The organism is Pseudalgibacter alginicilyticus (assembly GCF_001310225.1).
GTDB lineage: Bacteria > Bacteroidota > Bacteroidia > Flavobacteriales > Flavobacteriaceae > Pseudalgibacter > Pseudalgibacter alginicilyticus.
In genome coordinates this window covers 2941139-2953576 of sequence record NZ_CP012898.1, presented here as the reverse complement: position 1 = coordinate 2953576, position 12438 = coordinate 2941139, and the positions used below count along the sequence as shown (strand labels likewise).

Below are 12438 nucleotides of genomic sequence, written 5' to 3'. Positions count from 1 at the left end.
AGATAGTTGTTTAAAATTTAGGCAAATGTAATCATTATAATTCATAAAAAAACCGCTTCAACAGACATCTATCTGTTAAAGCGGTTATAAAATTATATACTAATTTCTTCCTTTAGAAAGAATATTTAACACCTACTTGAAGTTTCCAAGCATTACCAAAATAGTAATTATAATCATAAGACTCCGTTAAATATTCTCCTCCATCTTGTACGAAAGAGAAAGTAGGCTCATTATTAGCGTCCACACCTTCATAATTCAAAACCTGTGCATTGTTAGAGATACTATTAATTTGTTCTACACCCCATTTTGAATTTAACATATTACCTACATTTATAAAATCAAAAGTAAATTGTAACGTGTTTTTAGTTTCACCTACATTTATATAATATTCACGAGCTAATCTCAAATCAAAACTATGAACCCAAGGACTACGTGCTGCATTTGCTTCAGCATATTCACCTTTATGAGAACTTAAGTAATCGTCTTGTTCCATAAATTTGAAAAAAGCATCCTCGTCTGCGGTAGTAACAAAATTAATATCTCCTCTTCCACTTGGAATATAAATTAAATCAGTTGTAAAACCATCACCATTCATATCATTAGCATATGTATAGCTATATCCATTAGGTGAATAACCTGAATAGAATATATTAACTAAAGTAGCCGATTTTAATGTGTTATTAGCCCAAGGAATCTTGTATGAAGCAGAACCAATCAATTTACTAGGCACTACATATTCAGAACGTTGAAGTTCTGGCAAATGCGGTCCATTAACTGCAGCTAAACCAGAATATGCAGAAGAAGCATTACTACCAGGCATGCCTGATATTTCTTTTGATTCAGTATAGGTATAAGCAGCCATTAAGTTTAAATCTTCTATTGGCTGCGCATTAACTGTTATGTTACCAATAGCACTCCATCCCTCACTTGTATTTGATAACACAAAAGCATTAGTTGAATTATATGTAATATCAGCATTATCTGGATAAATATACCTGTCGTCAGGACCAGAAAAACGTTGCCATGTAGCATCTGGCTGTTCAACATTATAGTTTTTAAGCATCACACCATTCATGGTTTTAGTGTATACACTTTCTAATGTAACTGATAATGGGAAAGAAACAGGAACTTGATAATCAATTGCTAAAGCAGTTTTCCATACTTGTGGCATTTTAAAATCTGGATCTACGCCATTTATTTCATATGGTAAAACACCATCTTCTGGAGTAATAGTGCTCGGTAAATTCAATCTATCAATCATCTCACTAACATCAGTAATCATAGGACCCGCTAAGCCAGCTAAAGCAGGATTAACCACATTTACTGAACCATCTGCATTATATGTAGTAGTAGCAGCATAACTTCCTTGTACCATTCCTGAATTGGTTGGCATATTTGTGAAGAATACTAATGGTAATCTTCCTGAGAAAACACCGGTTCCTCCACGAAGTTTCATAGTTTGATCGCCATTTATATCCCAGGTAAAACCAACTCTTGGCGAAAATTGAACATTTGCATCTGGCCACTTACCAGTATCAATTCTTGTTCCTCCATAATCTAAATCATAAATAGCATTATTTCTAATCAAATCATCTTTATACTTTAAATAATCGGCACGAATACCATAAGACAATTTAAAATCTGCATTAATATTCCATTCATCTTGAGCATAAATTCCTAATTGGGTAAAAGCAACCTCAGCATTCGGGTTTTCTTCTCCATCATACCCGTATGTTAGAGCAAAATCACGTGGAGCAGCTTGATTAAGGAAATCGTCAAGGCTAGAATAACGGTAGTAACCTGTACCGTTTCTCATATATGAATTATTAGCTAATTGGTGCTCAAAACTTATACCACCTGTAATGGTATGATTATCTAAATAATAAGTCAAGTTATTTATAGCAGTAAATGTATTGTTATTAACAGCATTATTCCAAGTAAACAATTCATAACCAGCAGACATATAAGGTTCGTCAATTTGATTTCCGAACTCATCAAGTCCATTCATAATATCGATAAAAGGGAATGGCGACGAATTTGTACCACGTGCATCTTGTATTTTTGAATACGTAGTTAAAAACTGATTTGAAAGTTTATCTGAAATTCTAGTATTTAAATCCAATGAAAATGAATTTACTATATTATCCATTGAATAAATAGAATTAGAAAAAGCCATAGAATATTGCGAAATACGATCCGCATTTCTATTACGAGAACCAGCATTGTTTGAGTTACCATTAGTTGCATTCCATCCTTGGTTTTTAACGTAATTATATCGTACACTCAATTTATTTGCATCATTGATATTCCAATCTACACGAGCAAGCAGTTTTTTATTAGTTTCATCACCAGGATAATCAGTATAAGAACCTGGATCATAACCATAGTTAGAAATTAAATGATCTCTAACTAAATCCATATCTGACGTACTAGTACGTGAAAGTGATAAATCTAAATTTGCAACACCATCTTCTGAGGGTCTCCAATTAACAACTTGACCTGGAGTAACTACAGATTCTGCGTTAACAAAAAAGAATAGTTTATTTTTAATAATTGGCCCTCCTAAAGTTACACCATAAGTTGTTGTAGACTCTTCATTACGCTCTCCAAAATCAACACCGTTAATTTTGTTTCCTCGCATGTCTTGATTATTGAAATACGTATAAGCCGACCCCTTAAATTTATTTGTTCCTGACTTAGTAATTGCGTTTATACCACCTCCAATAAAGTTTGTTTGACGCACATCAAAAGGAGCAATTACCACTTGAACCTCTTCAATAGCATCCAATGAAATAGGATTTCCTCCTCCTGGTAGGCTAGAGCTCAAACCAAAGTTATTGTTAAAATTAGCACCATCTACCGTAAAGTTAGTAGAACGACCATCACCACCTGCCATACTCATACCATTTGCAAATGGAGATATACGTGCAATATCAGAAATATTTCTGTCGATAGTAGGCATTGCTGACATTTCTGTGTTAGAAATATTAGTTGTTGCTCCTGTTTTATCTGCTGAAAACTTTGATCTCTTAGCAGAAATAAAAACTTCACTTAAAGTTACATTTTCTTCAGATAAAACAACATCGTGAACATAAGGTGCCCCTAATCTAATCATAATATCACTTGTAGTATTTGTTCCATATCCAATAAAAGATACTTCCACGGTATATGGTCCACCAACACGCATACCAGGTAAGTTGAAACGCCCCTCACTATTTGTGATACTTCCATAAGTAGTACCTGAAGGCGTATGAGTAGCTACTACAGTGGCTCCCATAACAGTCCCTTGAGCATCTGTAACGCGACCACTCATACTAGACGACGTTACTTGTCCCATCACAACGGCAGTACATAACAATGCTGCTGTCATCAATAAAAATTGTTTGATTTTTTTCATAATTTTAGTTATCTATTAATTATTTGAAATTAGTCGATGCAAAAATACGTATAATTATAGCTCCATTATTAACTTATTGTTAACATATATGATTTGTAGTAGATAAATAAAAAAGCATTTATATTTTTCATATAAATGCTTTTTTAAGTGTTAAATTTTGTTTTATTTATCTTTTTAAGACATTTTCTTATAATGATTCAATAAATTTTGAGTGGAAGAATCATGATTGTTAACAATATCATTGTTAAATTCTTGTAAAATTTTACCTGCTAATTGCTTTCCTAATTCAACACCAAATTGGTCATAACTAAAAATATTCCAAACAATGCCTTGAACAAATATTTTATGTTCATACATAGCAATTAGTTTTCCTAAACTTTCTGGAGTTAGTTTCTCTATAAATAAGGTGTTTGTAGGCTTATTGCCTTTAAATATTTTAAAAGGAACAATGTTTTTTTCTGTACGCTCAGCAACAACTTCAGCCTCTGTTTTTCCATTTAAAAGTGCTTCGGTTTGAGCTAAAAAATTTGACATTAATTTATCTTGGTGATCTTGATTACCGTGCAATGACTTTCCAAACCCTATAAAATCAGCCGGAATTAATTTTGTCCCTTGATGTATTAACTGAAAAAAGGCATGTTGTGAGTTTGTTCCTGGCTCACCCCAAATAATTGTTCCTGTTTGATAATTAATTGGATTTCCGTTTCTATCAACACTTTTTCCATTGCTCTCCATAATGCCTTGTTGCAAATAAGTAGCAAACTGATTTAAATATTGAGAATATGGTATAATGGCTTCACTTTCTGCATTAAAAAAATTATTATACCAAATGCTTAATAAAGCCAAAATTACTGGAATATTTGAATTGAAATCTTCATTTTTAAAATGGGTATCCATTTTGTTAGCACCTTTTAAGAGGTTATCAAAATTAGTATAACCTACAGCTAAACTAATGGTTAAACCAACGGCACTCCATAGTGAAAAACGCCCTCCAACCCAATCCCACATGGGAAATACGTTATTTTCATCAATTCCAAAATTCTTTACACTATCAATATTAGTTGAAACTGCCACAAAATGTTTTGCAATAGCAGCCTCATTAGCCGTTTTTAAAAACCATGTTTTAAGTGTATTAGCATTTGAAAGGGTTTCTTGTGTAGTGAATGTTTTTGAAACTACAACAAAAAGGGTGGTTTCTGGATTTAATTTTTTAATGACTTCATTTACATGATCACCATCTACATTGCTTACAAAATGTGTAGTTAGGTGATTTTTATAAAACTGCAATGAATCAACTACCATGGCTGGACCAAGATCTGACCCCCCAATACCTATATTAACAATATCCGTAAATGCTTTCCCTGTAAAGCCTTTTCTTTCACCATTAACCACTTCATTTGTGAATGCTTCTATTTTTTCTTTAACAGCATACACTTCAGGCATCACATTAACACCATCTACTTTAAAATCAGATTTTTTTGGTGCTCGTAAAGCAGTATGTAAAACTGCTCGACCTTCTGTTTGGTTGATTATTTCTCCTGAAAATTGACTTTGAATAGCTTCTTTTAACTTAACTTCATCTGCTAACTGTAATAAATACCTTAAAGTTTCATCGGTAATTCGGTTCTTAGAAAAATCTAAATAAAAATCTTCCCAATTAATGGTATATTTTTCTGCTCTTTTTTTATCCTGAGCAAATAATTCTTTCATTTGAAGGCCCTTTACAGTTTCAAAATGTTTTTCAAGCTGTTTCCAAGCGTTTGTTTCTGTTGGGTTAATGTTTGGTAGCGCCATTAGTTTAGCTGTGTAATTAAGTTAGTATTTGATTCGTTTTTAGAAATAATCTCATCAAAAGGAATGCTGTCTAATTTTGATTTTATAGGCTGAATATACTCCGAAAATTTAATTTTCAAACTATCTGAAATAGGCTTGGCTTCTGGTAATTTTTGCTTAAACGGATCTACTTGACTTCCATTAACCCAAAAACGATAACAAACGTGTGGCCCTCCAGTATTACCTGTCATGCCAACCCAACCAATAATATCACCTTGTTTTACAAATTGGCCCACCTTAACATTGCGTTTTTTCATATGCAAATACTGAGTTTCGTAAGTAGCATTATGTCTAATTTTCACATAATTGCCATTGCCACCAGCATAAGCAGATTTTGTAACAGTACCATTTGCTGTTGCCATAATGGGAGTCCCTATAGGAGCCGCAAAATCTGTACCTTTATGCGGGCGTAATTGAAAACCATAAACCGCAATTCGCCTTTTTAAATTATATCGTGATGAAATACGACTAAACTGAACTGGAGCTTTTAAAAAAGCACGGCGCAAGTTTTTAGCTTCTTCATTAAAATAATCAACAATACCTTTTGCAGTATCTGTTTTAAATTCAAATGCATAAAAAGGTTCTTTATTATGTTCAAAATAGGCTGCTTTTATTTTTCCTACACCTGAATAAATAGAATCATCAATGTATTTATCTGTATAAATAACTTTAAAACGATCTCCTTTTTGAAGACGTCTAAAATCAATTGTCCACGCATAAATTTCATCTGCCATTTTATAGGCCAACCTTGGACTTAAACCTTGATCTTCTAGAGTTTGAGATATATTATTAGAAATAACACCAGTAGCCATTTTTTCTACATAGGTAATTGGCTTTCTACTGGTATAAGCATGTATAGAATCTTCAAAATTAATCACCACATATTCTTCAACATTTGGCTGGTATATAAATGACTTTGGAGTTTCTAAAGAATCTTTAGCACATAATAAAGTGTATGGTTTTCCTATTTGGAGTTTTCTAATATCAAAAGTATCTCTTGCCTTTTCTGCAATATGAAATATTTTAGGATAACCTATATTATTACGTTCAAGAATTAAACCAAAACTATCACCGTTTTTTACGGTATCTCTTTTAACAATAAAATCGTCTAACTTAAATCCAAACTCATAAACAGATTCTTCAATAAACTCTGCCGCAGCTAAATCTTCATCTGAAAAATTGGAGTCTTCTGATTTTCCCTTACAAGCTGTTAGGCTTATAGTCATTAATAAAATTAAGACACTACTTTTCCCCAATTTTCTAACTCTTGTTCTGTCCATAAATTTGGAAAAAATATTCTTTTCTGATATTTTGGATGCATATATTTTACCCATTCACTTCCTCCTGTTGCTTCAGTGGTATGACCACCAATATTTAAATAATGATTTGCAGCTTCATAATGTACCATTACCCACTTTATGTTTACGGTATAATCATATAGACGCATGGCCTCTACCAAAGACTTGTTATCTTGGTCTGCTTGTGGTAAAGTTTTAAAAACACTCCACAAATTGCGTGTTTCATGAAACTTTGCAAATCTAATAAATTCGTCTTTGTATTTCTGTTCAAAAATTGTTAATGTATAGGTTTTTTTTCCTGTTTTATAATCTTTTCCTGCAGCTTGCCAATACAAATGTTCAAAAGCTTTCTCATACGTTGTATTAGAATCAAAATCATCCCTAAACCGCTTATCTATCAAATTAACAAGTTCTGTAGATGCAAATTCAATTTTTCTATACTGTGCACTTTGAAAACCGCTTGCAGGTGTTAAAGTGGTTCTAAAATTTGAATATTGCTCTACATCCATACCTTCTTTCATAATACTAAATGAGGTAGTAAGCATTTCAAAATAACGTGTAATACGCTGTATTTTATCTAAAAAAATTAAGGCATTAATGGATTCATTTTGAGCTATCTGATTTGTTTCTGATAGAATCATTTTGAAAATAAGCTCATTAATTTGATGGTACATAATAAACACCATCTCATCTGGCAATGTAGTACGTTGTACTTGTAGATTTAACAATGCATCCGTTTGAATGTAGTCCCAATAAGTAATTGGTTTACTATAGAACAAACCCTCTAAATGAGTTTCTAAATCTTGATCTAAACTATCAAATTTTTGTTTAAGTCGGTTTGTTATATTTGAATCCAAATGTTTTAATTATTAACAACAATATTGAAAGAATGTTTTAGGCCTCTAAACCCTTCTAAATCGGCCCTTAAGGAGCCTACAGCTAAATCTGCCTTAATACGTAAAGGTACTTTATTTTTATCTTTTGACACCCAAAGGGTTAAACTTTCTTCTTCTTTAAATACACGTCCTGCCATTACATATGGTCTAAAAACAAGAGACTCTATTTCACCAAAATCAGTTTCTATAGTTTCCTCCCCTAAATATTTTAATTTAAATCCGTAATTTTCTTCATCAAAAAACATATCTACCTTAACCTCATCTCCAACCTTTAAGGTTTTAGTTTCTAAATTATTTCGCAAATAATAAAAGGTAGATACCATATCTTGAATATTCGGTTTTGTATCAAAAACCTTTTTCTCTTTATGCTTTTTATCATTTACGTAGGCTTTGTTATTTATTTGATCAAAATCAATTTCTATATCCTTAGTATGGCCCCCTTCATCAATATTTCTAACAAATTTATATGGTCGTATGGTTTTTTTATCAAAATAGCTTTCGTATCTATCTTTAACTTTAAAAAACCATTTTATCATACCAGTGGTCCAACCATTTCCAACAACATGGTAAACATCTTTTCCATTTAGGTTAGCATCTTTTACATGAAGCGTTGCATTTCCAGCCTTTAAAAAACCACTATAACTCATTCTAAATTTAAACCATTCGCCTGTATCAAATGCAACTTCGGCCTGAGCAAAACTGGTTTGGACTGTAACAATTATAAATAATGTAAGTAGTGATTTTTTCATTTTTTTTGATAATTGCAATTTAACTTCTTTTATATTTTCCTTGGTTGTATTAATGAATTACAATTACTGTTCCAAAAATATAAAATTTATTGTAGCCATTTAAATATTAAAAGGGTTTTAGTTGCTTATATTAAAACCAAAAACCTATATTAAAAAACCAAATACTTTTTTTTGTTTCTGGAGACCAAGTACATTTAGCTTCAATAGGGCCTATGAAGGTTTCAATAGCATAGCCTAATGCGTAGCCTGAATAGTTTGGGTTTAATACCCAGTCATTTGAAGTAAAAATATCGTCTGCTACAGTAGCATAATTTGCCGCAAAGTTAATGTGATGTTTCCTGAAAATTTCAGCATCTAAAGTAAATGTTCCTTTTATAAAACTATCACCTGAAAGAGCTATAAAATCATATCCATAAAATGGAACAAAATTATTTATAAAGCGGTTTCCGTAGCCACCAAGTCCAAAATTAAGATACGGATTTGCATCTTCACCAATTCTGAAACCACCTTGCTGTTCTAAATTTATAGAAAAAACCTTTGACAACTTAAATGAATATCCAATGGTTCCTTTTGCTATGGAAAAGTTCAAGAAATTGTTATTGAAATCTGATGAATATAAATACATATTAAAATCTCCATCAAATAAAAACCCTTCTTTTGGAAAATACTTATTATCATAAGTATCAAATTTAAGATTTCCAAATAAGCTTAAATAATCGCTTTTTTCAAAAACAGTCTCTTCTTCATCACTATTACTTGTAATGGTTTGTGATGTTAACTTTAACCTTTTATGCTCCGCTCCTAACGTAAGCGATAAATCTTTACGAAAAAGCGTTTGTAAATAAATCTGATTTGTAAAATCATTTACATTTAAGGCTATTTTATTGATATTAACCAGCATTTCTTCATTTGGTGGATATATAGCTTGGGCTGCAACATTTCTATTAAACTCATCAAATCTTGAACGTAAACCAATACTCCAATAAAACCCTTTATCTATGTAATATTCAAAGTTATACCTTACATTATCTCCAAGAATAAAGTCTAATGATGCCATATCACTTTTAGCAAATAACTGTTTTTTTGTAAGATTGAGTAACAACGAACTTTTGTATAAATCATCATAATGAATACCTGCTCGAAAAAAAGTAGTTTTATCACTTTCAGTCAATTTTGTATTTAAATCATATCCTTCTCCACTATCAGAAGGTTCCAATTCATACAAAAAACTATCAAAATTATTAGTTGCAATTAAATTATTGACGCCTTTATTAAAATCGGCATAACTGGTTTCGGTATTACTTTTTAGCTTTAATTTACCCAAAACATAAGCTCTAGTATAATTATTTAATCCGTCAATTTTAATGGAATGAATTTTTATTGTATCTGCTAACTTTGTAGGTTTTATTCGTTTGGTTTTATTTAATTGCTGTGACGCTATTTTACTAAGTATTGAATCTTTTTTTAAAGCTGCCTTTTCTCCTAAGCTGATAATTTGCTTACTTTCATCAAATGAAATTACATTAAAATCCTTAATATCTGGTTTTATATATACATCTGTTTTTCCAGACTTTAGCCTCATATCTCTAATCGTTCTATAATTATTTATTTGAAGCAAAATTTCTGGTGCAGAAACCAGTTCTTTTCTGGTAGCCAAATCATCTTGAACATCTACACCAATTATAATGTCCATGCCCTTGTCTCTTAACTCATCAATAGGATAATTATTTATAACTCCCCCATCAATTAAAACCTGATTATTTATAACAACTGGCTGAAACAAAGAAGGCAAAGCACTACTTGCCATAACAGATTGTGCTAAATTTCCTTTATTGAGCATAACAGCCTGACCAGTTTCAACATCTGTGGCCATACAGAAAAAAGGAATAGGCAATTGTTCAAAATCATCAATAGAATTAACACGCATTACTAATCTAGAAAGTAAATTATAAACATTTTGTCCTCTAGACCATGCCGTAGGAAATTTGAGTTTAAAATCATCAAAAGGCAGGGTTATTGCATATTTTTCTGAACTTTCTCGTTCGCGAAATGTTTTTGCTTCTCTTGGCAAATTGTCATTAATAAAATCATCAAAATTTAAAGTAGCAAAAATAGAATCTATCTGCTTTCCCGAATAACCCGAAGCATATAAGGAACCAATCATAGATCCCATACTAGTTCCTGCTACATAATCAATTTGTATACCTAAACTATCAATTACTTTTAACACACCAATATGCGCCATACCTTTTGCTCCACCACCACTTAAAACCAAACCTACTTTTGGGGTGTTTCTAACCTTGTCGTTTTGCGTTTTTGCAGAAAACGATACCAATACAAAAAGGATAAATATGATAAATTTAACTTTCAAATTATTTAGTATGATAATAATTATAAATTTTCTTTGCTCTTGAAACTCCAACAACTACTTCCAACTCATCTAACTTAGCATTAGCAACTCTCTTTACAGACTTAAAATGCTTTAAAAGGTCTACAGTGGTTTTTTCACCAATACCTGGAATGGTTTCAAGCTCCGTATTTAATGCCGTTTTACTACGCCTATTTCTGTGGTGCTCAATTCCAAAACGATGCGCTTCATTACGTAATTGTTGTATAATTTTGAGTGTTTCACTTTTTTTATCTAAATATAAGGGAATTGGATCACCTGGGTAAAATAATTCTTCTAAACGTTTAGCAATTCCGATAATAGCTATTTTATTTCTTAAATTAAGAGCGTCTAAACTTTTTAAAGCTGAAGACAATTGCCCTTTTCCTCCATCAATAATAATAAGCTGTGGCAACGATTTGTTTTCATCTAACATTCTTTTATAACGCCTGTATACTACTTCTTCCATTGAGGCAAAATCGTCTGGTCCCTCCACGGTTTTAATATTAAAATGACGATAGTCTTTTTTACTTGGTTTTCCATTTTTAAACACCACACATGCAGCCACTGGGTGAGTACCTTGAATATTGGAATTATCAAAACACTCGATGTGACGTGGTTCTTCAGAAAGTCTTAAATCTACTTTCATTTGGGCCATAATCCGTTTTACATGCCTATCAGGGTCTGTGATTTTTACTTGTTTAAAACGCTCCATTCTGTAATACTTAGCGTTCCGGAGCGATAAATCAAGAATATGTTTTTTATCTCCTAATTTAGGAATTGTTACTTTTATGTTGTCACCTAAATCTACCTTAAAAGGCACATATATTTCTTTTGATTTAGAATGAAAACGTTGTCTGATTTCTGTAATGGCAAGCTCTAACAATTCTTTATCCGTTTCTTCCAATTTTTTTTTTATCTCTAAAGTGTGTGATCGAATAATGGAGCCATAGGACAGTTGCAAAAAATTAACGTATCCGTAACTTTCGTCACTCATGATAGAAAACACATCCACATTACTTATTTTAGGGTTTACAATAGTAGATTTTGCTTGGTAATTTTCTAAAACATCAATTTTTTCTTTTATTTTTTGAGCTTCTTCAAATTTTAAGTCATTTGCATATTGTTTCATTTGTACTTTAAACTGCGATAAAGAATCTTTAAAATTCCCTTTTAAAATTTCTTTAATAGCTGTAATATTCCCTTGATATTCCGCCTCTGTTTCTAAACCCTCGCAAGCCCCTTTACAGTTTCCTAAATGATATTCTAAGCAGACTTTGTATTTGCCTTTTTCTATATTTTCTTCAGACAGAACGTAATTGCAAGTCCGTAAATGATACAAGCCTTTTATTAAATCCAACAAAGTAGAAACCGTTTTCATACTAGTATAAGGGCCAAAATATTCACTACCATCTTTAAAAACACGTCTTGTTGAAAACACTCGAGGGAACCGTTCTTTTTTTATGCAAATCCACGGATAAGACTTGTCATCTTTTAGCATAACGTTGTAGCGCGGCTGATGCTTTTTTATTAAATTATTCTCCAATAACAAGGCATCTGTTTCTGTATCAACGACAATGTGCTTAATGCTAACTATTTTTTTTACAAGTACCCGAGTTTTTCCATTATCATGAGTTTTTGTAAAATAAGAACTGACTCTTTTTTTTAAATTCTTAGCTTTTCCAACATACAAAATCGTTCCCTCCTCATCATAATATTGATAAACTCCTGGAGCATTTGGCAGCGTTTTTAGTTGTAACTCTAAGGTTGTTTCAGGCATACTTCAAAGATAATTATTTTAATATTTTATTATAGAATTACACCCTGATAAATCTATTAAACTTTTTTTATAAAATGTTTTATTAAACCACTATTTTAA

Annotated in this window: 7 protein-coding genes; all 7 read right to left on the bottom strand. The window is 31.7% G+C overall.

What is annotated here, in order from left to right; translation table 11 throughout:
• Positions 1–112: 112 nt before the first annotated feature.
• The gene (locus tag APS56_RS12160; protein ID WP_054728542.1) at positions 113–3397 is read right to left on the bottom strand and encodes a TonB-dependent receptor; all 3285 of its coding nucleotides are present in this window, start codon (positions 3395–3397) and stop codon (positions 113–115) included.
• A gap of 174 nt (positions 3398–3571) precedes the next feature.
• Entirely contained in the window at positions 3572–5191 is a 1620-nt protein-coding gene (pgi, locus tag APS56_RS12155) for a glucose-6-phosphate isomerase (RefSeq protein WP_054728540.1), read from the bottom strand.
• Positions 5191–6510, bottom strand: coding sequence for a M23 family metallopeptidase (locus tag APS56_RS12150; RefSeq protein ID WP_054728537.1), 1320 nt, complete (start codon positions 6508–6510; stop codon positions 5191–5193). Before APS56_RS12150 ends, pgi begins: the two co-directional genes overlap by 1 nt.
• On the bottom strand, positions 6465–7385 hold the full coding sequence (locus tag APS56_RS12145) for a tryptophan 2,3-dioxygenase family protein (RefSeq protein WP_054728534.1): 921 nt from the start codon (positions 7383–7385) through the stop codon (positions 6465–6467). Before APS56_RS12145 ends, APS56_RS12150 begins: the two co-directional genes overlap by 46 nt.
• Before the next feature lie 5 nt (positions 7386–7390).
• On the bottom strand, positions 7391–8173 hold the full coding sequence (locus APS56_RS12140; RefSeq protein ID WP_054728531.1) for a DUF3108 domain-containing protein: 783 nt from the start codon (positions 8171–8173) through the stop codon (positions 7391–7393).
• A gap of 130 nt (positions 8174–8303) precedes the next feature.
• On the bottom strand, positions 8304–10544 hold the full coding sequence (locus APS56_RS12135) for a patatin-like phospholipase family protein (RefSeq protein ID WP_082379455.1): 2241 nt from the start codon (positions 10542–10544) through the stop codon (positions 8304–8306).
• Position 10545: 1 nt separating this feature from the next.
• Entirely contained in the window at positions 10546–12339 is a 1794-nt protein-coding gene (gene uvrC, locus APS56_RS12130) for an excinuclease ABC subunit UvrC (RefSeq protein ID WP_054728529.1), read from the bottom strand.
• Positions 12340–12438 lie beyond the last annotated feature (99 nt).

Bases quoted from the DNA above. Each gene is read 5' to 3' on its own strand.
- uvrC (WP_054728529.1), bottom strand. From the start codon at position 12,339: ATGCCTGAAACAACCTTAGAGTTACAACTAAAAACGCTGCCAAATGCT.
- APS56_RS12160 (WP_054728542.1), bottom strand. From the start codon at position 3,397: ATGAAAAAAATCAAACAATTTTTATTGATGACAGCAGCATTGTTATGT.
- APS56_RS12140 (WP_054728531.1), bottom strand. From the start codon at position 8,173: ATGAAAAAATCACTACTTACATTATTTATAATTGTTACAGTCCAAACC.
- APS56_RS12150 (WP_054728537.1), bottom strand. From the start codon at position 6,510: ATGGACAGAACAAGAGTTAGAAAATTGGGGAAAAGTAGTGTCTTAATT.
- pgi (WP_054728540.1), bottom strand. From the start codon at position 5,191: ATGGCGCTACCAAACATTAACCCAACAGAAACAAACGCTTGGAAACAG.